The organism is Pseudomonas sp. MD330_10, from assembly GCF_042610415.1.
Lineage (GTDB): Bacteria > Pseudomonadota > Gammaproteobacteria > Pseudomonadales > Pseudomonadaceae > Aquipseudomonas > Aquipseudomonas rhodesiae.
Genome location: NZ_JBHGZU010000010.1, coordinates 96,031 through 121,365 on the forward strand (window position 1 = coordinate 96,031; position 25,335 = coordinate 121,365).

Genomic DNA, 25,335 nt, shown 5'->3' on the forward strand with positions numbered 1-25,335 from the left:
ATGATGAATGTAGACCTGCAACAACTTATCCGCACATTGACCCCACAGGCACGGCGAGATCTGGAGCGGTCCGCCGAGCGATGCGTCACACGGGGTGGCCATGAGGTCTTGGTAGAAGACTACCTATTGGCCTGGTTGGAGCACAGCGATTGCCTTCTGGCACGGGCATTGGCCGACGCGGGTGTCGAGGTGGGCGAGCTGCAAGCTATCTTGCAACCAAAAGCGCAGGCAAACGCGTCACGTAATCCGGTATTCGCCCAGGCGCTGGTGCAATGGTTGCAGCAGGCATCGCTCGTTGCCCACTTGCAATTGCGTCAAACCGAGGTGGACCACGCCGCGCTGCTATTGGCGCTGCTGCAGCATCCGCAGCAGCATGCCGGCTGTGCTTACCAAGAACTGTTGAGCCGTGTGGATACGCAGCGCGTGCTTGAGTTTGTGTCGAGTCGCGCCGTTGAAACCCCGCCTGCATTGGCTGACGAGTCCTGCCTGGCACGGTTTACCCACGATCTGACACGCCAGGCGCAATCCGGGCGCATCGACCCGGTGCTGTGTCGGGATGATGAGCTTCGCCGGTTGATCGACATCCTTGTGCGCCGACGTAAGAACAATCCGCTACTGGTCGGCGAAGCCGGAGTGGGCAAGACCGCAATTGTCGAAGGACTAGCCCTGCGCGTTGTCGGCGGCCAAGTGCCGGAACTGTTGAAGGATGTGCGCGTGCTGACGCTGGACATGGGCATGCTGCAAGCCGGGGCCAGCATCAAAGGTGAATTCGAGCGGCGTCTCAAGGGGGTGATCGACGAGGTCAACGCATCCCCACGCCCGATTATTCTGTTTATCGATGAAGCCCATACCCTGGTGGGAGCGGGAGGCCCGGCAGGTGGCGCCGATGCCGCCAACCTGCTCAAGCCGGCGTTGGCGCGCGGTGAGCTACGCACCATTGCCGCGACCACCTGGTCCGAATACAAGCGTCACTTCGAGAAAGACCCGGCCCTGGCGCGGCGATTCCAGCCCATCCATGTCGGTGAGCCCAGCGTCGAACAGGCGGTTTCGATCCTGCGTGGGCTAGTGCCGGTGCACGAGACCAGTCATGGGGTCTACGTGCGTGACGACGCCGTCGTGGCGGCGGCACACTTGAGTGCCCGTTATCTGGCGGGTCGACAGCTACCCGATAAAGCGGTGGATGTACTGGATACCGCTTGCGCGCGTGCGCGGATCAGCCGGGTTTGCGCGCCTGAGGCGTTGCAGCGTCTGGAGGCGGATCTGGCCGAAGGCGCCCGACAACGCCTGGCATGGATTCGCGACAGGGATGCCGGGGTGCCGGTGGATACGCAGGCTTTGCACGCGCTGGATCTTCGCTTGGCGGCAGTAGAGAGCGAGCGGCACTCATTGGAGCAGCGTTGGCTCGAACAGCGCGCGTGCGCGGAACAGGCACTGACTCTGCGCCGACAACTGGAGGACGCTCGCCGTGGAGGGCAGGGCGTCGATGCCCTGGAGCAGGCACTTGGCGAACAGAGACGGGCATTGTCTGCACTGCAAGGCCCGCAGCCATTGGTTCATCTTGAGGTTTGCCCACGCCTGGTGGCCGAGGTGATCAGCGCGTGGACGGGGATTCCGGTCGAACGCCTGGCGTTTGAGCACAGTGATGCGGTCACTGGGTTTGCCCAGGCACTGCGTGCACGCATCCTCGGTCAGGAGCCTGCCGTGCAGGCACTGGATCGTAATCTAAGAGCGGTCGCCGCTGGCCTCAATAAGCCCGACGCGCCGGTCGGTGTGTTTCTGCTGGTGGGACCCAGCGGCGTAGGTAAGACCGAAACGGCACTGGCCCTGGGCGACTTGCTCTACGGCGGTGAGCGCTTTGTCACGACCTTGAACATGTCCGAGTACCAGGAGAAACATGCGCTATCTCGGCTGATTGGGGCGCCGCCCGGTTATGTCGGTTACGGCGAGGGCGGCGTGTTGACGGAGGCGGTGCGTCAACGACCGTATTCGGTCGTACTGCTGGATGAAGTGGAAAAGGCCGACCCGGAGGTGCTGAACCTGTTTTATCAGATCTTCGACAAGGGCCTGGCCAACGATGGCGAAGGTCGGGAAATCGACTTTCGCAATACGCTGATCCTGATGACGTCCAACCTGGGCAGCGATTGCATTACTGATCTGTGTTCCGGCGCCCAGCGGCCGGATGCGCAGGCGCTGCACGCAGCGATCTATCCGCTGTTGCGCGATTATTTCAAACCGGCGCTGTTGGCGCGCATGCGCGTATTGCCCTATTACCCGATCGCGGGCGATGTGTTGCAGCAGTTGGCCAGGGCCAAGCTGGAGTGCCTCGGGCGGCGGTTGGAAGCACGCCGGCTGGCGTTCAGCTATACAGCGGAACTGGTCGCGCATATGGCTGACCGTTGCAGCCATAGCGACAGTGGCGCGCGCTATATCGACCAATGGATCGAGACCCATTTGATGCCACAAATGGTCAACCGTCTGCTGGAGGCGATGGCCGTCGGTGAATCGCTGTCGCGCGCCCATGCCGATCTTGACCACCGTGGACAACCGATCTGCGAGTTCAGCCAATGACGGACAATCTCTTTAGCCAACTGCCCCATCCCCTGGCTTATGCCGAAGCATTGTTGGGCTGGTTCACGCGCCTGGGCACCGACAGTGACGAGGCGAGCTTGCCCGAGCTGTGTGCCGCGGCGACGGCGCAGCTTAGCCAGTGCGAACTGAGCCAGTTGTATAAGTACGACGAGACGACGGGTCGGCTTGAGCTGATTGCCCAGCACTTAGCGAGTACCTTGCCGCCAGGCGGGCGGCTATGCGGCGACGACGTTCAGCATCAGCCGCTGTTGCAGTATGTCCTCAAGCAAGCCAGCCCTCTGAACCTGGATGACCTGAGTGGTAGCGTTTACGAGAGCGGCTTCTTACCGGCGATGGCGACGTCGTGGCAGTCGTTGTCATGTATACCGCTGTTCGGTCGGCGTGAAAGCCTCGCAGGCTTGCTGTTGTGCGCCAGCCTGCGCCCCAGACCCTTGCAGGACTATGCCCGGTCATTGGGGCAATTGGGCAGCTTTGCGTTGACGCAATTGGGTTTACTGCGCCGCGTGCGTCCTGCCCACAGCCGCGCGGCGAACCAGGTCAGCGCGCGAGCCCCCCAAAGCACTCACGGCCTGATCGGCACCAGCAAAGCGATGGCCGATACCTGTCGTTTGATCGACAAGGTTTTGCAGGCTCCCTACACCGTGCTGCTAAGCGGCGAGACCGGCACCGGCAAAGAAGTGGTGGCGCGCGCCATCCATAGCGCCGGCCCACGCAACGGTAAGGCGTTCGTGGTGCAGAACTGTGCCGCCTTCCCTGAAGGCTTGCTGGAAAGTGAGCTGTTCGGTTACCGCAAAGGCGCCTTCACCGGCGCCGAGCGCAACCACATCGGTTTGTTCGATACCGCCGATGGCGGCACCTTGCTTTTGGATGAAATAGGCGACATGCCGTTGTCGCTGCAGGCCAAGCTATTACGGGTTTTGCAAGAAGGTGAAATCCGTCCGCTTGGCGCCAGCGCGGCTCATCGGGTGGATGTGCGCATCATTGCCGCGACCCACCGCGACCTGACGGCCATGGTGGCCGAGGGGGCATTTCGCGAGGATCTTTATTACCGGTTGGCGCAATTCCCCATCGAGCTGCCGCCCTTGCGCGAGCGAGATGGCGATGTATTGCTGTTGGCGCGGCATTTCGCCGAAAAGGCCTGTGTCGCATTGGGTCGGTCAACGGTGCAATGGTCGAGTGCGGCGCTCGATCAACTGTCCGGTCATCCGTTCCCCGGCAATGTTCGCGAACTCAAATGCCGAGTCGAACGCGCGGTATTGCTGTGTGACGAGAACCTGATCCTGCCGGCGCACTTGTGCCTGGAGCCGACGCCGGTAGTGCCCTGTGTCGATGCGACGTTACGCCAGCGCCTGGAGCGGGTTGAGCGGGTATTTCTGCTCGATTGCCTGCACAAGAACCGTGGTAACCGGACCCGTACCGCCCGTGAGCTGGGCGTGGCACGTCGCACGCTGCTGTATCGACTTGCGCGTCTGAACATTCCCTGTGGCGATGTGGCCGGGAGTGCTGAATGAGCCGATCAAGGATGTGTTGTCCGACCGCGTACCTGAATTTTCCGGGAGAAACCTGATGCTTCTACGTCCGTGGCAAGCCTGGGGGCTTGTGCTGTGTCTACTGAGCGGCTGTAACGCCAACTACGTTTTTGATGATGCCGATTACCGTCCGCTGGGCGACCCCCAAACGACGCGTCGTGGTCAGTGAGCAAGGAGTGCCGAGCGATGCAATTAGTATTCGAGGTATGTGACACCGCCAGCGGTGAGGCGCCGCTGCGCAAGGTGTTTGACCGCGTCGGGGGTTTTATCGGCCGTGGCGCAGGATGCGACTGGGTAATTCCGGATGCGACGCGGCTGCTCTCCAGCCACCATGCGTTGATCAGCTATCGAGATGGGCAGTACTTTCTGACGGATGTCAGCAGTAATGGCATTGGCGTGGCAGGCGGCATGGAGCGTTTGAGGAAGGGGCAGGCGCGGCTGATCGCCGACGGCGAGGTCTATCAGCTGGGCGCCTTGGACATTCGCGCGCACTTGCGACCGCGCTGGACGACGCAGGACGACCGGCAGGCGCTGGCCTGCGCCGACACCATTCCAGATGACGCATTTTTTGGACTGGACCCGATGCACGCCTTGGCGCATGAGCAACGGTGCGATGAGTCTTGCGAGGAGCTGGATGCACTGGCGCACAGTATAGAAACGCCCACCTGTTCGTTTGCCCATAGCGCCGTGGAGCGCGATCACCTGACGGTGCCGAGATGGGCGCAACCTCCCAAGCGCATGCCACCCCCTCCACCTGACCCAAGCGTGCCCGAGCTGCCGGCAGCCTTCTGGGCGCAGTTTGGCGACGCCCTGGGCCTGCGGATGGATGGGCTCGATAGCGTGGCCTGCGAAGCGCTGGCGATCAAAGTGGCGGGCCTGTTCAGACAAACCGTCGAGGGAATGCAGCAATGCCTGCGCACTCGAGATGAGCTGAACAATGAATTGAACCTGGGCGCAGCCATGCCTGGCTTTAAAAGCCATAACCCGCTGAAAGACTGCCTCGATACCCAGGCGACCATAACGGCATTGCTGGGCGCGGGCGAGCTGGGTCAATTGTCCGCCGAGTTGGCGCTGGCTCAAGCCTGTCGGGAGATGCAAGTCCATCAGTTGGCGTTGGTGGTGGCTTGTCGAGCGGCGGTGCGCGGCGCGCTCGCGGCGTTTGCGCCGAGCCATTTGATGCTGTGCTTCGAGCGAGAAGGTAAACCGGCCAGGTTCACCACCGACGGCGCGTGCTGGCGCGCCTATCAGCGTCACTACCGACATCTGGTCGATGAGCTCCCCCTGGATGAACAGCTGTTGAATAGCGATTTTTCCAAGGCCTACGAGGAACAGGTGCGCTTGGTTTCCACGTTGCATGCGGCGTACCCAGGATGAGATTTATGTATCGAACCTTTATTGCATTGATGCTGTTGGCGCTGAGCCTGTCGAGCGGTTGCAGTCATGTCGGACCGTTTTCAACCCTGACCAAACTGGACCTGACGTTGACGACCGGCGAAGCGCTGAACCCGGACTTGCACGGTCGGCCTTCCCCCGTGGTGGTGCATCTGCTGGAGCTGCGCCATCCGGTCGCGTTCGAAAATGCCGATTTCTTCAGCCTGTATGCCCGAGCTGAACAAGCATTGCCTAAGGACTGGGTGAACTCCGAGGAGCTGGAACTACGCCCCGGTGAACAGGTGGCGCTCAGACTCAGCATCGAGCCACAGAGCCGTTATGTCGGTGTGCTGGCCGCTTATCGGGATTTGCCCCATGTGCAATGGCGGCTGGCGTTGCCCGTGGCCCCGCAACAGCGCACGCGTGTCGAAGTGATGTTGGACGAATCGGGTATTCGTCTTGTCGATCCGTTCGCCAGCCGGTCGGGGAACTCAAATGCAGGCCTATAAAGTCATCTGGCAGGAAGGCATGCTGCTGCGTCCTCAGCACTTGCAGCACAACGACCGCTATTACCAGCAGCAACTCAATCAGACACGCCTGATGGGCAGTAACGGTTGGGGATTCCTGACGCTGCACGTCGATACCCAGCACCTCAACCTGGGCAAGGTGGTGCTTACCCAGGCCAGCGGGATGTTTCCCGACGGCAGCCTGTTTGCATTGGGCAGTGCCGACGAACCGCTGGTATTGCAGGTTCCCGTCGGTGCCGGCGGACAGGCCGTGTACCTGGCGTTACCGCTGGCGATCGGCAATCAGGTCGAAGCGCGGCTCCCGGAGCAGGGCGACGTGCTGGCGCGTTATGTCAGCTGTGAACTTCAAGTCGGCGACTCCAACGCGGGCGCCGATTCACGCTGCCAGATCCATTGCGCGCGCCCGGACCTGCGATTGGTGTTGGGGGAGCAACGCGATGATCCGCTGCTGGTGAAACTCCAGGTGGCCCAGGTTGTGGAATCGACGCGGGAAGGGGGCGTGACGCTGGATGCGGATTTCGTACCGACCTTCCTCTATCTACAGCGTTCTGGCTACGTAGCGTCGTGCATCAAGGAGGTGATCAGCCTACTCGCTACCCGGGGCGATGCGATTGCCGCGCGCGTCCAGGGCAATGGCGGATCGGCGGGCGCTCAGTTGGGTGACTTCCTCATGCTGCAATTGATCAACCGTACGGAACTGGTCTTGCATCACTACTTGAGCTAGCCCCAGGTCCGTCCAGAAGCGGTGTATCGCCAGTTGCTGTCGTTGCTCGGCGAGCTATCGACATACGGCACCGATAACAAGCGCGCGCAGTCGCAGGGGCGGTACCGACATGACGACCAGGGTGAGAGCTTCCGAAGCTTGATGGACGGCATTCGAACGGCGCTGTCGCGGGTGTTGGAGCAGCATGCGACGCAGCTCGCGTTGCAACCGCGCCAATACGGCGTGCTGGTTTGCCCGGTCAGCGATCTCAAACTGCTGGGTTGCGCCACCTTCATTCTGGCGGCCGAGGCCCAGTGCGATTCGGAAGAACTGCGCCACCGTCTGCCGGCGCACCTCAAGATCGGCCCTGTGGAGCGCATTCGTGAGTTGGTCAACCTGCACCTGGCGGGTATCAAGCTCAAGCCGCTGCCGGTGGCACCGCGGCAGATCCCGTTCCATGCCGGCAAAACCTATTTCATGCTCGATCTCAGTGTCCGCGACATCACACAGCTGGAGCAGTCGGGTGGCTTCGCCTTCCACGCCAGCGGCGAGTTCGCAGGACTGGAACTCAACTTTTGGGCCATCAGGAACTGAACATCATGACTATGGACAGTGAATACCCGCAGGACGAAAAAACCGTCCTGCTAGACCGCGAGGGCAACCAACCGGCACAGGGGGCGCTGAAGGACTTCCCAACGCCTCCGCGCTTCGAACAGCTGGAAGACCGCATGATTTACTCGGCCGCCCTGCAGGGCGTGCAGAGCTTCGATATAGGGCCCAACACCTTGGTAACGGCGGCCTGGGAACTGCTGTCCCAGGTGGTACAGCTCAAGGCCAGTTCGGGCCGGGAGAGCTTGCAGAGCCTCAACGATCGATTATCGGCGGGGGTTTCGGCATTTGAAATGCGGGCCTCCCATCAGGGGGCGGAAAAGAGTCAGGTCATGTCTGCCCGCTATGTGCTGTGCAGTGTGATTGACGAGGCGGTGGTGACCACGGCGTGGGGTGCCCGCAGTGACTGGTCGACCATGAGCCTGCTGAGCCGTTTTCATCAGGAAACCTTCGGCGGCGAGAAATTTTTCCAGTTGCTGGAGCGCTTGTCCCGCGATCCGATCAAGCACCTGGCCATGCTTGAACTGATGTACCTGTGCTTATCGATAGGGTTCGAAGGCCAGTATCGCGTCATGGAGCGTGGAGCGGCGCAACTGGAAGCGGTACGCGATGGTTTATATCGACAGATCCGGCACGTGCGCGGTGAACGCCTGCCGTCGGCGGCGTCGGTTGAGCCTGGGCGAGCAGGCGACACACCGTTGCGGATGATCTCGGCGACCTGGGTTGTTGTCCTGACCGTCGCCTGCTTGCTGGTGGTGTACTCCGGGTTTGCCTGGGTCTTGCGCAACGAGCGCATGACCGTCCTGCAACCCTTTCAATCCGTGGCGCCGGAACAGACGCGGACGCCGATGTAACGCTGGGAGCAATCAATGAACGCATTCTTCACGGGCGTGGGCAGAGTGCTGCGCAAGAGTTGGGTCTGGAGCCTGCTGCTGGTGTTATGCCTGGCGGCGCTGGTGTGGTGTTTAGGGCCGTTGTTGGCGGTGGACGATTATCGGTTCTGGCACGGGCCACGGCACGTCTGCTGAGCATCAGCGTGCTGTTTCTGCTATGGGGCCTGGTGATGGTGGTCGTGGGAGGGCGGCGCGCGGCATGGCTCGACAGGCCGGACCACCAGGCGCGACATCAACGTCAGGTGTTGATCGACCAAGAGCGGCGGCAGGTGCGCGGGCGTTTCAAGGAGGCGTTGCAGACCCTGAAAACCTCACGCTGTTACGGGGAGCGTGGCGAGCGTTGGCGCAATGACTTGCCCTGGTACCTTCTGATCGGCGAACAGGGCAGTGGCAAAAGCCAGTTGTTGGCCGCCGGCGGCGTGCGGTTTCCGCTCGACCGCAGCGACACACCCTCAGGCACGACCGCCTACTTTGATTGGTTCCTGGCTGATGAGGCCGTGATCGTCGAAAGCGCCGGGCGCTATCTGACGCAGCCCGATGGTGAAGTGGACGAAGCAGGCTGGGCGACGTTGCTGGGCTTGCTCAAATCGCGGCGCCGGGCACGTCCTCTCAATGGCGTGGTGGTGACGCTGGCGGTGGACACCTTGCTCGGCGGCAACGAACACGACTTGGATCTGCATGCCCGCCATGTGCATGCGCGCTTGCAGGACATCCACCAGACGCTGCATATGGATGTGCCGATTTATCTGGTGCTGACCCAGGCTGACCGCTTGCCGGGGTTTGCCGAATTCTTCGATACGCCTCAGGGGGGCAGCGCCCAAGCGGTATTGGGAGAGCGTTTGCCCGCCAGTAAAACCGGTACCGAGATGGCCCAGGTACGCGATGCCTTTGAAGCCTTGCTCAAGCGTCTGGGCACGGAGCTGATCCCGCGATTGCACCAGGAGCGCAGTGCCGAGCGGCGCGGCGTCATGCTTGATTTTCCTCGGCAGGCCGCGCGAATCGCCGAGCGGTTGTGCCTGTTTGTGGAGTCCGGGTTCTCGGCTCATCGCTTCCAACGTATCTATGGACTGCGTGGGTTCTATCTGACGAGTGCGGAAACCGCTGGCAGGCGCGGCCATTTTGTTCAAGGTTTGTTCAAACAGGTGATTTTTGCCGAGGCCGGCCTTGCGGGGTTGCAGACCCCGGAGCGACGTCGCCTCCATCTTCGTCAGGGCTTGCTGATATTGGCGGCATCAGGGGTTGTGGTCGGCAGCGGGGCATTGTGGGCGCACAGTTATTCGGCCAATCATCAGCGCCTGATGCAACTGGCGCAGCTGATCGCGCCTCACCCCCCGGCGACACCAGGTTCGGACGCCACTCTGGCGTTGCTACCACTGCTGGACAGCCGGCTGGCTGCCACCCAGGTGTTTCCCGCGGTGACGGATGCGCGCCGGAACGAACGGGCCGGGCTGTATCAGGGCGAGATCAGTCGCCCGGTGTTGGTGACGGCTTATGAGGACGCGCTGCGCCAACAATTATTGCCCGAGGTCGCGGCGTTGCTCGAAGCGCAGGTGCAGGCCACGCTGAACGACCGCGAAAAGTTGATGGACAGCCTGCGGGCCTACCTGATGCTCAGTTTGCCCGAGCGTCGGGACGCGACCTGGCTGGCCGAGCGCGTGGCGGCTCAGTGGGCTGCGCTATATGGCGGGGATAGCTCGGCGCAGAACAGGCTGAACGCGCATTTCTCATATTTGCTTAGGCTATCTTTTGAATCGCCGTTGAATGCCGAACGGGTGGCAGCGGCTCGCCAGGCCCTGCGCGGAGAGTCGCTGGCGGGTGTGATCTATCGCGTATTGCGTGATCAGGCCCGCAATCTGGAACCCTATCGCTTGGCGGAGGGGGCAGGGGTGACGGCGGGCGAACCCCTCATTCCGGGGTTCTTTACCCACCAGTACGTGCAGCACTTTGAAAAGCAGGGCTCGCGTCTGGTCAATGGGATTGTCCAGGACAACTGGGTTCTCGGGGAGGGTGGCGATCTTAGTCCGATGGATATGCGGCAGTTGATGCAGGAGCTGGAACAACGCTATTTCAGCGAGTACGCCGATACTTGGAGCCGCGCCCTGAGCCGCGTCCGTCTGGAACCGAGCGAAACCCTCCGAGAGCATGTCGATACACTCGCGGGCCTCTCCTCAATGCAATCACCGCTAGTGCGTTTGTTGCAGCAGGTGCATGAGCACACGCGTTTTCCGACGGCTCATGAGCGCCTTGGTGGCGTACAGCAGGCCATCGAGCGCGGTACCTCGACTCAGAGCGAGGCTGCCGCAGGGCTGCTTAGCGGCCTCCAGGCGCAGGCCGTGCCGGACTCCGCTCGCCGTGCGTTGCTGCGTCGCTTCGAGCCCTTGCACCAGTTGCTGGATGCCGAGCGCAACCCCGACGGCGAATGGTTGCAGGCCTTGCGGCTGCTCCACGAGTGGCACTTGCAATTGGTCGCCCTGAACCGCGAAGGGGCGACGGAACAGGCGGCGTTCAAGTTGGTCAAGCAGCGCATGGAGGGGCAGCAGCCGCTGTTAGGCCAACTGCGCGACAGAGCGGCGCGCCTGCCGCTGCCCCTCAAAGGCTGGCTCGAAGCTATCGCTGACGACAGTTGGCGATTGCTGCTCGATGATGCGTATGTGCACGTCAATCAGCGTTATCAGAGTGAGGTCTATGGCTTCTACGCCAAGGCCATCCAGCGTCGATACCCCTTCAATGCGCAAGCCGCGGGCGAGGTCGCGCTGGGGGATTTTCAGGAGTTTTTCAAGCCAAGGGGCGCCATGGCGCGTTTTTACGAGACCTACGTGAAGCCTTTTGTAAGCACCGAAGGCAGCCGCTTCCGGCTGCGCGGCTTGGATGGCCGCAGCCTGCCGATGTCACGCTCGTCCCTGGAGCAACTGGCCAAAGCTCAACTGATTCGCCTGGGTTTTTTCAGTGAGGAGCAGGGCGAATGGGCCGTTCGTTTCACACTGGCACCCTACAGCCTGGACCCGACGGTTAGCCGCGCGGTGTTGCGCATCGGCGATAAACAACTGGAGTACCGCCACGGTCCGATCGTGCCGACGACGTTCCATTGGCCTGAAGAGGCAGACAACGGCCGCAGCAGTCTGGTGCTGGAGCGTGGCGCCCAGCGGCCGTTCGGTATCGAGAAAAACAGCGGGCCCTGGTCGTTCTTCCGGTTCTTGGATCTGATGCAAAGCGAGCCCGCCAATGGCCGCAATGCCCAGGTACTCAAGGCCGATCTTGCGGGGCTGCGCGCCAACTTCCTGCTCAGCAGCGCACGCCACCCGGGCCCGTTCCAGATGGCGGCATGGCGCACTTTCCGTCTGCCGGAGCAGTTGTGAGCCAACTGCGCGACCCGTGCCGCAGCGCCGGGCGCACCGAGCGAGGCAGGACGCGTGCGCGCAATGAGGATGCATTTCTCGATTGCCCGCAACACGGTTGCTGGGCCGTGGCCGATGGGATGGGCGGGCATCGCGCCGGTGATGTGGCCAGCCAGTGGGTGATCAGCAGCCTTGCCGCGCTGCCGCGCCAGAGCAATTTCGACCAGCGGCTCAAGGCCGTGCGGCATTGTCTGCGGGCACTGGACAGTCGACTGGGCCGAGGGTTGCCCCCCAATGCAAGCGCGCCGTACGCAATCATGGGCAGCACGGTTGTGGCGTTGTTGCTGGAGGGCAATCGGGCAGCCTGCGTCTGGGCTGGGGACAGCCGTTGCTATCTGTGGCGCGGGCAGCGCTTGTATCAGCTATCGCGAGACCATTCCTTGCAGCAGCAACTGATGGACACGCAACGCTTGACCCTGCAACAGGCGCAGTCCCACCCGGCAGCGAGGTCTCTGACCCGTGCGCTGGGCGGGCGGCAACCGCTGATTCTGGAAGTGTTGGAGCTGTGTACTCGTCCTGGCGATGTGTTTTTGCTTTGCAGCGATGGTTTGTATCAGGGCCTCGGCCATGACGCCTTGGGACGTGCGCTGAGTAGGGGCGCACCCGGTCAGGTGGTGGATCGGCTGTTCACCGAGGTGCTGCGCGGGCCGGCAGCGGACGACTTGACGGCCGTGGTGGTTCAGCCATGACCGCCGGGGTGGGGCCGACTGATGTGCTGGCAGGGCGTTATCAGCTTGAGCGCGTACTGGGTTCCGGCGGCATGGGCGTGGTCTATCGGGCTCGCGACCTGCTGCATGAGGCGTTCGGCGACGCCAACGCCTGGGTCGCCCTGAAACTGCTGGGCGAGCCATTGGCCCAGTCCCCGGATGGTCATGTGTTGCTGTACAGCGAATTCGCCCTGACCCGCAGCCTGCGCCATGAGCATGTCGTGCGGATGTTCGCCTTCGACGTCGACACCGTCCGTGAAGTGGCGTTCTTCACCATGGAGCTGTTGCAGGGAGTGACCCTCGATCGCCTGCTGTTGGAGTGTCCGGAGGGTTTGCCGTGGAGCGAACTGCAGCCTCTGGCGCTGCAGTTGTTAGATGCCTTGAGCTACGCCCACCGGCAGGGCGTTCTGCATGGCGATGTAAAACCGGCGAATATCCTGTTGGGCGACGAGGGGGTGCGTCTGTTCGATTTCGGCCTGGGCCACGGCAAGGCGCAGGAAGCGGCGAGGTTGCCTGGTTTGAGCCGTAGCCGTCTGAATGCCTGGACGCCTGCGTACGCGGCACCGGAGCTGATGGCGGGTGGGGAGCTGTCGGCCTTGGCTGACCTGTACGGCGCGGCTTGTGTCGTCTATGAACTCGCCCAGGGCCGCCGTTCGGCGCCACGTCAGCCCGACCAGCCGCTGCCGAGACCGCGCGGCTTACCCAGGCGGTGTTGGCCGGCGTTGCGCTCGGCCTTGCATTGGACGCCGGAGCAGCGAAAGGTCACGGTGGCACAGCTGCGCGAGGCCATGGCCGGCGTCAGACGGTGCTGGTTCGTGTAGTGACGGCTTTAACCGGGCAGGTCGTGCAACTGGCAGTAATCGGCCCAACTCATGCCCGCCATCTGCGCCACTTCCTTGTGCACTTCCAGGCGCTGGGCTTCGAACGCTTCAGGAGAGTCACTGGTGAGCTTGAGCGTCAGCTCCCAAGCAAACAGGCCCAGGCGCTCGGCTTCGGCTTCGAAGGCCTCGTGCAAACGTTCGGCGCGGTATTCGGCCAGGGTTTCACCCCTGGCCCGGGCGGCCAGAGGGTTCAAAGCATCCAGTTCAGCGACCAACGTCGGGTGCGCTGCCTGAAAGCGTTCGAGGGCTAGTCGGTGACTATCGCCGGGGCCGGATTCAAGCACGGGAGCCTGCCTCCAGATGCGTCTTTCTGCGTCGGGCGCGTTTGCGCAAGTGGCGGTTCACCCGAGATTGCAGTGGATCGAGGATAAAGAACAGCAAGTAAGCTGTCAGTACCAGCGTCAGGTCAATCCAGGTTCCGCCAATGGGGCCCGAAACCTCTTCGATCACATCTTTGATCAAAAACAGCAGAGCTACACCGCTTAACCACAGCGCTGCGTTAAGCAGCAGTGGGCGCATCGCATTCGACAACTTATGTTGCATTTCGAGCTTACCTCCTTGGTACCTGATACCACTCAGGCGCTGTTTCCCTGAATGGGCACCTCAGCCTGAGACTTCACCGGGCTGCCCATAACGCTTCAAAAGCCGGCAATAGTACCCGTTCAAGAGAGATTAGGAATTTTAGCTGTTCCGAAAGTTCAATAAATCGTCAGCGAAAACTTACCGATGCTGCGACAGCCAGCCAATAAAATTGCATGCCCATCCTTCAAATCTCTTTCGCTCCCGATGCCAGGACGTGTAGCGTTAGCCCGTGTTTACGGGGCCCTGCCTTAAAGGGCGTATGCGATGGGCAGAGGGATGGGTCATGGTGCAAACGCTCTCCAAACTTTTCTTCACCCAGCGCCTGGCCGCATTGGCCAGCACTGAGTCATTGCGGGCGATCCGCGAAGGGTTGTTGTGGATTCTGCCCTGCCTGCTGGTGTCGGCCGGTTTCCTGATTCTGTCCGAATTCGCGCGGGTGCTGGGGTTCGAGCCTTCGGTGGTGGCGTTCCTCGCTGGGCTGCATAACCAGATCAGCTCGGTCATCCCGCTGCTTGTGGCAGCGTCCATTGGTTACATGTTGGCAATTCAGCATCGCCTACCGCAGTTGCCGGTTGCCTTTCTGTGCCTGGCTCATGTGGTGGTGGCGACGTTCATTCTGCGTGACTACCCGCGAGCCTCGGCGACCTTTGTGTTGTTTATCGCCATCGCCTCGCCGCTGCTAAACGTGCCGGCGATGGCATGGCTGCACCGTTATCGTTGGACTCGGCTGGTCAATGAGGACCTGGTAGGGCACAACCTGCGCGGCACCATCAATATGGTGGTGCCCGGCGCCATCACCGCTCTGGTACTGGTGATAGTGCTGTCTCTGCTGCTACAGGTGCCTTATGTGGCGCAGTTGCAGGGGCCGCAGGTGCTGGGTGCGCTGCAGTCGCCTTACGGCAGCGGCTTGTTTGTGACGTTGATGAACTCGCTGCTGTGGTTCTTCGGGATTCACGGCGTGTACGCCATGCAGCCGCTGTTCGATGTGCTGGATCAGGCCGTGGTGCTTAATGGCACGGCACTGGCGGCCGGCGAGCCGATCAAGTACCTGTTGAACAGCGGTCTGCTCGGCAGTTTTGCGTTTATCGGTGGGTCTGGCAGTGCGTTGTGCCTATTGCTGGCGATTCTGCTGTTTTCCAAGAGTCAGTCCATGCGCCTGGTGGCGGTGGCGAGTTTGCCGTTGTCGCTGTTCAACGTCAGCGAGGTACTGTTGTTCGGCTTGCCGATCATCCTCAATCCGCGGCTGTTCATGCCCTTTCTGTTAGTACCTGCCTTGAACGCGATGCTGGCTCTGGGGGTGGTGCATATGGGCTGGGTGTCGCCGGCGGTAGCCAGCGTGCCGTTCACCTCGCCGGTGCTGCTCAATGCTTATCTGAGCACCCATGGCGACCTGGCGGCGGTCGGGTTGCAGGTGGCGTTGCTGGGGCTGGGCACGCTGGTTTATGCGCCGTATGTACGGGCCATGTATCGCCAGGCCAGTGAAGGCGGCACGGTATACCTCAAGTCCCTGGACATGACCTTCCGTGGCCTGGAGGAAAAAGGCCGGCTGCGCGAGCTCGACCCGGTGTTGACCTCCCACAAAACCCTGGCGCGCCAAGCCAATGAGCTGAGCCGCATCCAGCAGATCAGCGACTATGATTTTTATCTGGAATTCCAACCCCAAGTCTCGACCCTCACCGGCCTGTGCACCGGTTGCGAAGCCTTGATGCGTGCCCGCGATGGCCAGGGCACGGTGCATTCGCCCTGGGAATTTCTGCAGTGGCTGGCTCAGGCGCAGTTGATGCCGGACGTGGATATGTGGGTAGCGTCCCAAGCCGTGCGCCAATACCAGCAGTGGCAAAAGCTCGGATTCACGCTGCCCATGACTATCAATATCTCCAGTGCGACCTTGACCGATGCCGCCTACGGCGAACGCCTGGTCGGCATTCTGGCCCAGGCTCACGGGTTGGTTTCCGTGGAAATCACCGAAGACGCCCTGGTCAGCGATATCCAGGCCACCCGCCAGACCATTCAGAAACTCCAGGCGATTGGCGCCAAGGTGTACATCGATGATTTTGGCACCGGGTTTTCGGCCCTTAGTTATCTGCACCAGTTTCCAGTGGACTTCATCAAGATCGACCGCAGTTTCGTAGTTGCCCAGCACGACCCCAAGGGCGCCCAGGTCCTGACGGGCATGCTGCGGTTCTGTGAAGCGCTGAACCTGGGCGTGGTGGTCGAAGGCGTCGAGACCGCCGAGCAACTGGCCTTCCTGAACACCGGCAGCGAGCTGTTTATCCAGGGCTGGTATTTCAGCAAGGCGCTGCCGGGCGATCAATTGCAGGGCTTTGTGCGCGAGCGTGCGGCGCTGGCGCAGACCTAGGCGGATTCGTAGCGGCGGCGGGTCTGTTCGATATCCTCGACTAACGCGTCGATACCGGCCAGATGCGCGCGGTTGTCGTGATCCCATGGGTGAAAGCCCGGTTTGAAGTAATGCAGCCACGGCACCAGCATGCGCGGGAATACACCTTTGGGACCGTACAGAAACTTGAGCATGCGCCAGAACCCTTTGAGAAAGCCTCCCGCCTTGCGGTCGGCCACCAGCAAGCGCACATGAAAATCCAGCACCACCAGCCAGAACAACAGCGTGGTGGTCAACATGGTCCCGGTGCGCAGCAGGTAGCGCGCGGGCCCAGGCTTGATCACCGTATTCCATACGTCAAACGCCACCGCTTTGTGCTCGGTTTCTTCCAGGGCGTGCCAGTACCACATTTGTTGGTAGCCCTTAAGTGAGTGGCCGAAGCGCGACGGGTCGCTGAGCAGGATCTCGGCCAGCATGGCGGTGTAGTGCTCCAGAGCGATGGTCACGGCCAGGTTGAAAGCCGGCGGCAGGTGTTTTTTCTGCCAGTCGAGGATGAATTTCAAGCGCCGGTCGAGGGTATGCGCCGGCAGGCCCGCCGCTTGCAGCAGATCGTTATAGGCCACATGTTCGCGGCTGTGCATGGCTTCCTGGCCGATAAAGCCCTGGATTTCCTTTTTCAACAGCGGGTCGTCGATGCGCTGACGGTAGTGGCGCACGCTGTCCATAAAAAACAGCTCACCCTGGGGAAACAGCAGCGACAGGGCGTTGAAGAAGTGCGTAACGAACGGACCTTGCGCGTGCCAGTCCTTGATGCGCTCGGCGGGTAGGGCAAAACGGACATCGCGACGGATGGGTAGCATGGGCTGTGCTCCTGTTCAGAGACGGGACTCGTCATTGGTTTCGAACACCGGCGTGCGCGGCTTGGGGGCCATGCGCTTGCTGGCGAACACCACCAGCGCCTGATAGGCCGCCGGCAGGCAGCGGGCGAGCAGGTCGAGGGCGTAGGCGTCGCGGCCGATCAACACGCGACGCTTGTTTTTGCGCACGCCGTGCAGGATCACTTTGGCGGCCTGGTCGGCATCAGTGATAAACAGTTTTTCGAAGTCGGCGCGGGCTTGTTGCTCGCTGTGGATCAGAAAGCCGGTCATGTTCGCGTCGATGCGGCTGCTGCGACAGATGTCGGTGCGGATGCCGCCGGGGTGGACACAGGTGGCCGACACGCCGCAGCGTTGCAGATCGAGTTCCTGGCGCAGTGCCTCGGTAAAACCGCGCACGGCGAACTTGGTGGCGTTGTAGCCACTCATGCCGGGTTGGGCAAACAGCCCGAATACGCTGGAGGTGTTGATCACATGCCCCTCGCCACTGGCCTTGAGATGCGGCAGGAACGCCTTGGTGCCGTGGACGACGCCCCAGAAATTGATGCCAACGATCCACTCCAGGTCCGCGTAGTCCACGCCTTCCACGGTGCTCGACAGCGCCACGCCGGCATTGTTGAACACCAGGTTGACCTGGCCATGTTCGTCCACGCAGCGCGCGGCCCAGTCCTCCACGGCCTGGCGGTCGGCCACATCAAGCACCTGGGTGGTAACCCGCACCGGCGACAGGGTGGAGGTCTTGATCAATTCCTGGGTGTGCTCCAAGCCTTGAGCGTTTTTATCCGCCAGCGCCAGGTGGCAACCTTCGCGAGCCAAGGCCAGGGCCAAGGCGCGCCCCATGCCGGACGCGGCGCCGGTAATGGCCGCCACGCGACCGTTGAATGACTTCATGACAGGCTCCCTTCGATATTGGCGTGGGCCACCGCGACTGTGCGCGGCGTGGCGTTGGCCGTCGTCACGCCCGCTACATAGTCCTTGAGCGCGAACTGGCGGGTGACCTGCTTGAAGCGCCAGGTCGAGCCAGGCCAGAGCGTGGTGTTTTTGCCGGTGCGCGGGTCCAGGTACCAGCTCTGGCAACCGCCGGTGTTCCAGATGGTGCGCTTGAGTTTGTCCTGCAGATGGGTGTTATAGGCCTGTTCCACCGACGGTTTGACCTCCACTGTGGCAATGCGCTGGCGTTGCATCTGCTTGAGCGCGTCGAGGATGTAGGCCACTTGGGCCTCGATCATCAGGATCATCGAGTTGTGCCCCAACCCGGTGTTGGGCCCGATGATCAGGAACAGATTTGGGTAGCCCGGCACCGTGGTGCCTTTATAGGCATGGGCGCCGTCGCGCCAGGTGTCCATCAGGTCCACGCCGTCGCGGCCAATGATGCAGCCACGGGGCAGGGGGTCGCTGGCTTGGAAACCGGTGCCGAAGATCAAGCAATCGGCCGGGTGCTTGATGCCGTCGGCGGTGATCACCCCGTCCGGCTCGATGCGCTGCACGGCCTCGGTTACCACCTCCACATTGCTGCGCGACAAGGCCGGGTAATAGTCGTTGGAGATCAGCACGCGCTTGCAGCCGATGGTGTAGTTCGGGGTGAGGGTTTTGCGCAGGGAAGGGCGCGCCACTTGTTTATGCAGATGGCGCAGGGCGATGCGTTGCACCGTCTTCATCAGCCGCGGGTGCAGCGCAAAGCCCACCACGCGGCCTTCCAACGCCCAGTAAAACGCGCCGCGCACCAGGCGCTGGGTGAAGGGCAGGTGCTTGAACAGCCAGCGTTCGAACGGCGAGATCGCCCGGTCGGGCTTGGGCATGATCCACGGCGGCGTGCGTTGGAACAGGTCGAGGTGGGCCACCTGCGCAGCGATCTGCGGTACGAATTGAATCGCACTGGCGCCGGTGCCGATCACGGCCACGCGCTTGCCTTTCAACGCGTATTCATGGTCCCACTGCTGGGAGTGGAAGCGCTTGCCCTTGAAGCTGTCCAGGCCCGGAATATCCGGCAGCGCCGGACGCGACAGGCCGCCCATCCCGGATACCAACACCCGTGCGCTCACCTGGCGGCCATTGCTGAAACTCAAATGCCAGCGTTGCTGTGCTTCGTCGAATACCGCACGGGTCAGCCCCATGCCGAAGCGCAGGTAAGGCGCCAGCTCGAAGCGCGCGGCGCATTGCTCCAAATAAGCGCGGATTTCCGCCTGCGGCGCGAACTGCCGCGTCCAGTTCGGGTTGGGCGCAAACGAAAACGAATAAACATGGGACTGCACATCGCAGGCACAACCGGGGTAGTGGTTGTCGCGCCAGGTGCCGCCGAGGCTGTCGGCCTGTTCGGCGACGAAGAAGTCGCGAACCCCGGCTTCCTTGAGTTTGATGGCCATGCACAGGCCGGCAAAGCCTGAACCGATGATGGCGATGTCGATCGAGTCACTGTGGGCATTCATAGGCTGTCCTTGGTGGGCATCGCAGGTGCTCCTGTTTTTGTTTTGTCGTGTGGAGAGAACGCCATTGCAAAGGAAAATTTAATTAATTATTTTAAAAAAGATTTTAAATAATCTACCTGAAAATATCGCCTACGCTAGGTCCTTGTCTCAAATGTGCGATTTGTCCGACGGACGCGCACGCTGTGCATGAGGTTCGGGTCCAGGGTGTGGACGGTGGCCGAAGCCCGACCAATTCCGGTGGGGTGCGCGGCGGCAGGGAATGCAGAGGACCGAGCGCATGACGATGGAATGGGTGGTGGCTGCGGGTGTGGGAGCGTGTGTGCTGGCCTGGGGCTTTAGCGCCTGGATGACGCGGCGCATTGAAGCGGCGGTGCCGCGCGACGGGCATGTTGTCGAGGTCGACGGCGAACGCTTCCACTATAGGGACGAGGGCAAAGGCCCGCCGCTGGTAATGATTCACGGGCTGATGGGCAGCAGTCGCAACCTCACCTACGCCTTGTCCGCGCAGTTGCGCGAGCACTTTCGGGTGATCACCCTTGATCGTCCGGGCTCGGGTTATTCCACGCGCCACGCAGGCACCGCAGCCGACTTGCCGGGGCAGGCGCGGCAGATTGCCAGGTTTATGCAGACCCTGGGCTTGGACAAACCTCTGGTGCTGGGGCACTCACTGGGCGGTGCGATTTCGCTGGCGCTGGCCCTGGATCATCCTGAGACGGTAGCGGGCCTTGTGCTGGTGGCGCCGCTGACTCATCCCCAACCGACTTTGCCGCTGGTGTTCTGGTCACTGGCGGTACGTCCCGGTTGGCTGCGCCGCTGGGTCGCCCACACGCTGACAGTGCCCATTGGCCTGTTGACCCGCCGCACGGTGGTCAAGGGCGTCTTCGCGCCGGACCCCGCCCCAGACGATTTCGCCACCCGCGGCGGGGGGTTGCTGGGCATGCGCCCGAACAACTTCTATGCCGCCTCCAGTGAAATTGCCCTGGTCAACGATGACCTGCCGCAGATGGTCAAGCGCTACACGAGCCTGACCTTGCCCATTGGCCTGATCTACGGTGCCCAGGACCGCGTGCTGGACTTTCGCAAGCACGGTCAGGCCCTCGCCGACGCGGTGCCGGGCCTGAAACTGCAACTGGTGGAGGGGCGCGGCCATATGCTGCCGATTACCGCCACGGCGCGGGTGGTGGAGCTGGTGCAGCAGGTGGCCAAGCGTGCGCGGCCGCTGCAAAACGTCGCGCCTCTACCCCCGCCCGTTGCGCTGGCGAATAAATAATCGTGAGGTGGGTCGTGGCCGAGGGCGAGGCAAAAGGTTGTTTTAGAGACCTGACTGCAGAGCAGAAAAACAGACTGCGCAGTCACGTCAAAAAGCCCTCGACAAAGTAGTTGACGACCTAACGATTCCGCGCTATCTATTTAAAAAAATATTTCAATATTTATTTTGAAATGAATTTTTTGAAGTGCCTAAGAGCGAATAACAATGAAAAAAACGCCTTTTGTCGCCCGTTTATGTTCCCGCAGCCTTCTGCGCTCCCTGCACCTGCTGTGTGCCCCTCTGTCGGCGCGTGTCGCCCGGAGGCTGCCATGAACCAGACCCTTACAGCACCGACCGTATGGGCCGACGGTAAACGCCACCTGTGGTGGCTGGGCATCATGCCCCTGGCCACACCGCTGTTGTCCGGGGCATTGGCGATCAGCACCGGTATCCAGCAACTGTGGTGGGTCGGGGTGTTGGTGATCTTCGGCCTGATCCCGCTGATCGACGGCCTGCTCGGCGAAGACGTCAGCAACCCGCCGGAATCCGCCGTCGGCCACCTCGAATCCCAACGCTATTACCGCTGGATCGTCTACACCGGCGTGCTGTTCGTCATCGCCTCGGTGGTGATCACCGGCTGGCTCGCTGCGGGCGGTATCGCCTGGATCATCGACGGCGGGCTGATTCGGGCCACCGCCCATCTCGACCCGGCTAACTGGATGTCCCAGCTGGCCACTTACGTCACCGCCCGCACGCAATTGCATGGCGAACCGAGCTGGTTCACTTACCTGGGCATGGCCATGTCGACCGGCGCCGCCACCGGCATTGCGATCAACACCGCCCATGAGCTGGGGCACAAACCCAAACCCCTGGAAGTGTTCCTGGCCAAGGTCACCCTGGCGCCGACCTTTTACGGGCACTTTTACACCGAACACAACCGTGGCCATCACGTCCGCGTGGCCACCCCGGAAGACCCGGCCAGCTCGCGTCTGGGCGAGAGTTTCTGGGCCTTCCTGCCGCGCTCGGTGTGGTTCAGCGCACGTTCGGCCTGGAACCTGGAGCGTGAACGCCTGCGCAAACTGGGCCTGCCGGCCTGGCACTGGAAAAACGGCGTGCTCAGTGCCTGGATGTACAGCGTGGTGCTGTGGGGCGCGATGATCGCCTGGCTGGGTGCCGCGGTGATTCCATTTCTGATTATTCAGGGCATCTACGGATTTTCGCTGCTGGAAGTGGTGAACTATGTCGAACACTACGGCCTTAAACGTCAGAAGTTGCCCAACGGTCGTTATGAGCGCTGCTCGCCACGGCACTCCTGGAACAGCAATCGGATTGTCACCAATATCTTTCTGTTCCAGTTGCAGCGCCATTCCGACCACCATGCCAACCCCACGCGCAGTTATCAGTCGCTGCGTCATTTCGATGAGTCGCCGCAACTTCCCTACGGTTATGCGAGCATGATTGTCTGGGCTTATGTGCCGTACTTGTGGCGCCGACGCATGGACCATCGGGTACTTAAGCATTATGCCGGGGATATCACCCTGACCAATCTGCAGCCGTCACAGCGTTTGAAATACCTGGAAAAGTACGGGAATAACGCGACCCCGTTCTAATGTAATTAAAGCGAGCGTTAACGGCGCCAGATATATCCAGCGTGGGGGTTTTGTCGCCCTCGATTTATCGCTCAAGTTTTCAGCAAGTTGTGTTTGACCCGAACAAAAACAATTAAAGGGAAGGACGTCCACCATGCAAGCACCTGCCAAATTCACTGCCCATGTTGTACTGGCTGCGTTGGGCCTGATCGCCTATCACCAGGCCCAGGCTGCCCGTATCGAACCGGCCGGCAGCGCCTTTACGGCCCAGGGGCCGATCAGTTTTTCCAAGGGCGCGCTGATCAGCGCCGATTGCACCATTAAAGTGGCGGGGAAAGTGGCGGCCGATGGTTCATCGGTCAATGTCGATAAAGTTGAATTCGACGGCGGCCTCAAGTGCAGCCGGGTCGAAGCGATTAACTTGCCGTGGGTATTGGTGGCTAAAGACAGTCGTAGTGGGTCCATGTCGAAAATCAGTGTCGACGTACATGCTTTCGGCCTGGGCGGTAAGTGCGGTCCTTCCACCGCCGACGGCACCTGGGATAACGCCACCGGCAAGTTGGAAGCGGCCAATGTGCCGATTGGCGAAGACTGCAAGATTAAAACGGTGTCGATCAAGATGCCGCCTAACTTCAAGGTCGTTGAATAGCAACACACGTTAATAGCGGTAATTACATTGAGATTTGGCTGGAAAGGGAAGTTCTGCAGTTTCACCGTGACCTCTCGTTCATGGCCATTACCCCCTGGCGAAATGAATTCGCCATAACATGTGAGGAAAAACAATGAAAAGCTTGAAAACCCTCGTATCGTTGTCTGCTTTGGCTGTCTGCATGGGTGCTGCGTCGATGGCGAACGCCTATAGCATCGCTCCGGTAAATACCAGCTTCACCGCGCCAGGGACGATTTCGGTGAAATCACCTTCTTCGTTCCAGGGCACCGTTAACTGCGGTGCTACCTTCACCGGGAATGTTGACGCCACTGGCGTTGCCAAAATCACCGGTGTAGCGGTAACCGGTGGCGGGCTCTGCGCCTTGCCGAAAATCACCGGGCTGCCTTGGACCCTGTCCGCCACCGGCCCGTCGGCGGGTTCCGTGACCAACGTCGGCTACACCATCGCTGCCTCGATTCTGTACCCGGCTTCCAATTGCGGCCCGTCCACCATCGCCGTGGGTTACAGCGGCGGGGTGCTGACGGCGGCTAACCAGACCCTGAGCGGCAGCTGCACCGTCGTCAGTCTGAGCGTCACCCCAAGCCCAGCGCTGACCATCGTGCCTTGATGGTCGGCTGAGAACGAAGGGCTGATCACCCGTAAAAAAGCCGGCGCCCTTACCGGGCGCCGGTTCAAGCAGGGCCAGGCAGCAAGACGAACCGGCAGGGCCGGCTCAGAGCGATAATAATAAGGAGTGCCGCATGAATAATAAGAAACAACAGATGCAGGTTTTGCTGGGGCTGGCATTGATAGGCGGCGTGGTGATGACCGCACCTGTTCAGGCCGGCGGTTTTTCAACACCCACCTATGGCGCACCAGGCTGGGGCCGGGCCTTTGCCGGCGGTTCGCTGTTTAAAAACGATCCCAGCTCGGCGTACAACAACCCGGCGGCCATGGCCTTCGTCGACCATAATGTGGCGCAACTCACCGTCGATTACGCGCGCATCAAGATCAAGTACAAGGGCGATGCCTTCGACTACACCGGCAACCCGACTTCCAGCACACCGTTGGACGCCAACGGTTTCCCTGACCTGGCTGCGACCACCCAGAATAACAACGACGGCGGCGAGGGCGGTTTTACCGCCTGGTTACCCACCGGCTTTATGGTCATGCCCCTTGGGGACCGGTTCGCGTTTGGCTTGAGCCAGGTCGTCCCACAAGGCATGCGTTCCACCTGGGATGAAAATTCCAAACTGCGCGACTTTGCCGTGGACACCAAAATCGAAACAGTGGGGCTCACAGGCTCCTTGTCCTTCAAGGTCAACGATCAGTTCTCCCTTGGCGGCGGGTTGATCGTGCAGCACAGCAAGGGCTTCGTCAGTCAGAACGTCGACCTGCTGTCCGCCGCCGCCGTGTCCGATTCGGTCCTGGGCGGCATCAACTTCCCATCGGATGTGGGCACCGCACTGATGCGGGTGAAGGTCGACAATATTTCGACCGGCTGGTTTACCGGTATCGTGTGGAAACCCACCGACCGCGACACGCTGGGCCTGAACTACCACGCCAAGATCAAGAACAAGATGACCGGCAAGTACACTGTCCGTGCCGATCAGTTCTCCAATAACCTGATGACCCAGCCGAGCCCGTTTGGCGGCACCGGTACGTTGGTCAATACCGCCTATCCAGGGCTTGAGTTGTACCCGAACGGTGCCCATGCCAGCGTGCAACTGGACATTCCCGCCACAGCGGGCCTGGACTGGGTGCATCAGTTCAATGACCGTTTCACTATGGGCGCAAGCGTCACCTGGACCGAATGGTCATCGTTCAAGGACCTGACCCTCGAATCCGCAGGCACCACGGTTGTCTCCATTCCCTACAACTACAAGAACACCTGGATGTATTCCTTGGGCGGCGACTATCGCTTGACCGATGAACTAACCCTGCGCGCCGGTGTGGCCCTTGACCAGACACCCACCCGCAACTCGACACGCGACCCGCGGATTCCCGACGGCGACCGTACGTTCCTGTCCTTGGGCGCCGGTTACGACGTTAAAGCCGTCAAGGGCTTGAGCCTGGACTTGGCGTATTCCCACCAGTTCGTTCAGGAGGTCAAGCTCAAGACTCAAAACGTCGATCGCCTGGGCGGCGCGCGTCTGGACGGTAAAGCCGAGTCGTCGGGTGATGTGGTGAGTGTGTCGGCCACTTACGCGTTCTGATCCTGGGCTGATCAGCGAGGGCAGTCAGCGCATCTGGCTGCCTCGTTCGACCATTTTTCAACACTTCGGCTGAGCCCGCTCAGCCGCTATTTTTTGGCCCAAGCATTAAATAAAAATTTCAAAACAAAATTTGAATTTGTGTTTCCCAGTTTGTAGTGTGGCGTTACGCCGCTGTCGCGTTTTAGCGAGCTGCGTAGCTGTCGTGCC

The 25,335-nt window shown here is 61.3% G+C and carries 19 protein-coding genes and 2 pseudogenes; 16 read left to right on the forward strand and 5 right to left on the reverse strand.

Annotated features, from left to right (window positions below; translation table 11 throughout):
• From tssH to ACFZPT_RS17285, 10 genes and pseudogenes are all read left to right on the forward strand, one after another.
• Entirely contained in the window at positions 1-2,568 is a 2,568-nt protein-coding gene (gene tssH / locus ACFZPT_RS17240; RefSeq protein WP_034113939.1) for a type VI secretion system ATPase TssH, read from the forward strand.
• Positions 2,565-4,100 (forward strand): sigma 54-interacting transcriptional regulator, encoded by a 1,536-nt coding sequence (locus ACFZPT_RS17245; protein WP_379555535.1) that lies wholly within the window; start codon positions 2,565-2,567, stop codon positions 4,098-4,100. The genes tssH and ACFZPT_RS17245 overlap by 4 nt, the downstream gene beginning before the upstream one ends.
• Positions 4,101-4,155: 55 nt before the next feature.
• Complete coding sequence (locus ACFZPT_RS17250) at positions 4,156-4,287, forward strand: type VI secretion protein (RefSeq protein WP_080758744.1); 132 nt, start codon at positions 4,156-4,158, stop codon at positions 4,285-4,287.
• Positions 4,288-4,304: 17 nt separating this feature from the next.
• Positions 4,305-5,492 (forward strand): type VI secretion system-associated FHA domain protein TagH, encoded by a 1,188-nt coding sequence (gene tagH, locus ACFZPT_RS17255; protein ID WP_034113936.1) that lies wholly within the window; start codon positions 4,305-4,307, stop codon positions 5,490-5,492.
• A gap of 5 nt (positions 5,493-5,497) precedes the next feature.
• The gene (gene tssJ, locus ACFZPT_RS17260) at positions 5,498-5,998 is read left to right on the forward strand and encodes a type VI secretion system lipoprotein TssJ (protein WP_034113934.1); all 501 of its coding nucleotides are present in this window, start codon (positions 5,498-5,500) and stop codon (positions 5,996-5,998) included.
• Positions 5,985-7,313, forward strand: a pseudogene (tssK, locus tag ACFZPT_RS17265) (type VI secretion system baseplate subunit TssK). Before tssJ ends, tssK begins: the two are co-directional and overlap by 14 nt.
• Before the next feature lie 5 nt (positions 7,314-7,318).
• Entirely contained in the window at positions 7,319-8,182 is an 864-nt protein-coding gene (gene icmH, locus ACFZPT_RS17270; RefSeq protein WP_379555536.1) for a type IVB secretion system protein IcmH/DotU, read from the forward strand.
• 15 nt (positions 8,183-8,197) lie between these two features.
• Positions 8,198-11,577: pseudogene (gene tssM / locus ACFZPT_RS17275) on the forward strand (type VI secretion system membrane subunit TssM).
• The gene (locus ACFZPT_RS17280; protein WP_052202219.1) at positions 11,544-12,305 is read left to right on the forward strand and encodes a PP2C family serine/threonine-protein phosphatase; all 762 of its coding nucleotides are present in this window, start codon (positions 11,544-11,546) and stop codon (positions 12,303-12,305) included. The pseudogene tssM and the gene ACFZPT_RS17280 overlap by 34 nt, the downstream one beginning before the upstream one ends.
• Positions 12,302-13,144, forward strand: coding sequence for a serine/threonine-protein kinase (locus ACFZPT_RS17285; RefSeq protein ID WP_034113931.1), 843 nt, complete (start codon positions 12,302-12,304; stop codon positions 13,142-13,144). Before ACFZPT_RS17280 ends, ACFZPT_RS17285 begins: the two co-directional genes overlap by 4 nt.
• Before the next feature lie 8 nt (positions 13,145-13,152).
• Here ACFZPT_RS17285 and ACFZPT_RS17290 read toward each other — a convergent pair whose 3' ends face one another.
• Positions 13,153-13,488: a DUF6388 family protein gene (locus ACFZPT_RS17290; protein ID WP_034098284.1), complete on the reverse strand. Its 336-nt coding sequence runs from the start codon at positions 13,486-13,488 to the stop codon at positions 13,153-13,155.
• Positions 13,481-13,747: a hypothetical protein gene (locus ACFZPT_RS17295; protein WP_034098282.1), complete on the reverse strand. Its 267-nt coding sequence runs from the start codon at positions 13,745-13,747 to the stop codon at positions 13,481-13,483. The genes ACFZPT_RS17290 and ACFZPT_RS17295 overlap by 8 nt, the downstream gene beginning before the upstream one ends.
• 322 nt (positions 13,748-14,069) lie before the next feature.
• Here ACFZPT_RS17295 and ACFZPT_RS17300 point away from each other — a divergent pair, with 322 nt between their 5' ends.
• On the forward strand, positions 14,070-16,145 hold the full coding sequence (locus ACFZPT_RS17300; protein WP_034113929.1) for a PTS sugar transporter subunit IIC/EAL domain-containing protein: 2,076 nt from the start codon (positions 14,070-14,072) through the stop codon (positions 16,143-16,145).
• Here ACFZPT_RS17300 and ACFZPT_RS17305 read toward each other — a convergent pair.
• The 3 genes from ACFZPT_RS17305 to ACFZPT_RS17315 are packed head-to-tail and all read right to left on the reverse strand — an operon-like array spanning position 16,142 to position 19,425.
• Positions 16,142-16,984 (reverse strand): metal-dependent hydrolase, encoded by an 843-nt coding sequence (locus tag ACFZPT_RS17305; protein WP_034113927.1) that lies wholly within the window; start codon positions 16,982-16,984, stop codon positions 16,142-16,144. The genes ACFZPT_RS17300 and ACFZPT_RS17305 overlap by 4 nt on opposite strands.
• 15 nt (positions 16,985-16,999) lie before the next feature.
• Positions 17,000-17,890, reverse strand: a complete 891-nt coding sequence (locus ACFZPT_RS17310; protein ID WP_034113925.1) for an SDR family oxidoreductase — start codon at positions 17,888-17,890, stop codon at positions 17,000-17,002.
• Positions 17,887-19,425: an NAD(P)/FAD-dependent oxidoreductase gene (locus ACFZPT_RS17315; RefSeq protein ID WP_034113924.1), complete on the reverse strand. Its 1,539-nt coding sequence runs from the start codon at positions 19,423-19,425 to the stop codon at positions 17,887-17,889. Before ACFZPT_RS17315 ends, ACFZPT_RS17310 begins: the two co-directional genes overlap by 4 nt.
• 277 nt (positions 19,426-19,702) lie before the next feature.
• On the opposite strand from ACFZPT_RS17315, the gene ACFZPT_RS17320 reads away from it, so the two are divergent.
• From ACFZPT_RS17320 to ACFZPT_RS17340, 5 genes are all read left to right on the forward strand, one after another.
• Positions 19,703-20,695, forward strand: a complete 993-nt coding sequence (locus tag ACFZPT_RS17320) for an alpha/beta fold hydrolase (RefSeq protein ID WP_034113923.1) — start codon at positions 19,703-19,705, stop codon at positions 20,693-20,695.
• A gap of 308 nt (positions 20,696-21,003) precedes the next feature.
• Positions 21,004-22,284 (forward strand): alkane 1-monooxygenase, encoded by a 1,281-nt coding sequence (locus ACFZPT_RS17325; protein WP_034113922.1) that lies wholly within the window; start codon positions 21,004-21,006, stop codon positions 22,282-22,284.
• Positions 22,285-22,417: 133 nt separating this feature from the next.
• Positions 22,418-22,912, forward strand: coding sequence for an alkane oxidation protein activator PraA (praA, locus tag ACFZPT_RS17330; protein ID WP_034098269.1), 495 nt, complete (start codon positions 22,418-22,420; stop codon positions 22,910-22,912).
• A 133-nt stretch (positions 22,913-23,045) separates the two neighbouring features.
• Positions 23,046-23,540, forward strand: a complete 495-nt coding sequence (praB, locus tag ACFZPT_RS17335) for an alkane oxidation protein activator PraB (protein WP_034098267.1) — start codon at positions 23,046-23,048, stop codon at positions 23,538-23,540.
• 133 nt (positions 23,541-23,673) lie between these two features.
• Complete coding sequence (locus tag ACFZPT_RS17340) at positions 23,674-25,128, forward strand: outer membrane protein transport protein (protein WP_034113921.1); 1,455 nt, start codon at positions 23,674-23,676, stop codon at positions 25,126-25,128.
• Positions 25,129-25,335: the final 207 nt, after the last annotated feature.

What these genes read in the sequence shown, in the direction of transcription:
- ACFZPT_RS17310 (WP_034113925.1), bottom strand. Translation starts at nt 17,890, where the DNA reads ATGAAGTCATTCAACGGTCGCGTGGCGGCCATTACCGGCGCCGCGTCC.
- ACFZPT_RS17295 (WP_034098282.1), bottom strand. Translation starts at nt 13,747, where the DNA reads ATGCAACATAAGTTGTCGAATGCGATGCGCCCACTGCTGCTTAACGCA.
- ACFZPT_RS17245 (WP_379555535.1), top strand. Translation starts at nt 2,565, where the DNA reads ATGACGGACAATCTCTTTAGCCAACTGCCCCATCCCCTGGCTTATGCC.
- ACFZPT_RS17320 (WP_034113923.1), top strand. Translation starts at nt 19,703, where the DNA reads ATGACGATGGAATGGGTGGTGGCTGCGGGTGTGGGAGCGTGTGTGCTG.
- ACFZPT_RS17300 (WP_034113929.1), top strand. Translation starts at nt 14,070, where the DNA reads ATGGTGCAAACGCTCTCCAAACTTTTCTTCACCCAGCGCCTGGCCGCA.
- tssJ (WP_034113934.1), top strand. Translation starts at nt 5,498, where the DNA reads ATGTATCGAACCTTTATTGCATTGATGCTGTTGGCGCTGAGCCTGTCG.
- ACFZPT_RS17315 (WP_034113924.1), bottom strand. Translation starts at nt 19,425, where the DNA reads ATGAATGCCCACAGTGACTCGATCGACATCGCCATCATCGGTTCAGGC.
- praB (WP_034098267.1), top strand. Translation starts at nt 23,046, where the DNA reads ATGAAAAGCTTGAAAACCCTCGTATCGTTGTCTGCTTTGGCTGTCTGC.
- ACFZPT_RS17250 (WP_080758744.1), top strand. Translation starts at nt 4,156, where the DNA reads ATGCTTCTACGTCCGTGGCAAGCCTGGGGGCTTGTGCTGTGTCTACTG.
- ACFZPT_RS17340 (WP_034113921.1), top strand. Translation starts at nt 23,674, where the DNA reads ATGAATAATAAGAAACAACAGATGCAGGTTTTGCTGGGGCTGGCATTG.
- ACFZPT_RS17325 (WP_034113922.1), top strand. Translation starts at nt 21,004, where the DNA reads ATGAACCAGACCCTTACAGCACCGACCGTATGGGCCGACGGTAAACGC.
- ACFZPT_RS17280 (WP_052202219.1), top strand. Translation starts at nt 11,544, where the DNA reads ATGGCGCACTTTCCGTCTGCCGGAGCAGTTGTGAGCCAACTGCGCGAC.
- tssH (WP_034113939.1), top strand. Translation starts at nt 1, where the DNA reads ATGATGAATGTAGACCTGCAACAACTTATCCGCACATTGACCCCACAG.
- icmH (WP_379555536.1), top strand. Translation starts at nt 7,319, where the DNA reads ATGACTATGGACAGTGAATACCCGCAGGACGAAAAAACCGTCCTGCTA.
- ACFZPT_RS17285 (WP_034113931.1), top strand. Translation starts at nt 12,302, where the DNA reads ATGACCGCCGGGGTGGGGCCGACTGATGTGCTGGCAGGGCGTTATCAG.
- ACFZPT_RS17305 (WP_034113927.1), bottom strand. Translation starts at nt 16,984, where the DNA reads ATGCTACCCATCCGTCGCGATGTCCGTTTTGCCCTACCCGCCGAGCGC.
- praA (WP_034098269.1), top strand. Translation starts at nt 22,418, where the DNA reads ATGCAAGCACCTGCCAAATTCACTGCCCATGTTGTACTGGCTGCGTTG.
- tagH (WP_034113936.1), top strand. Translation starts at nt 4,305, where the DNA reads ATGCAATTAGTATTCGAGGTATGTGACACCGCCAGCGGTGAGGCGCCG.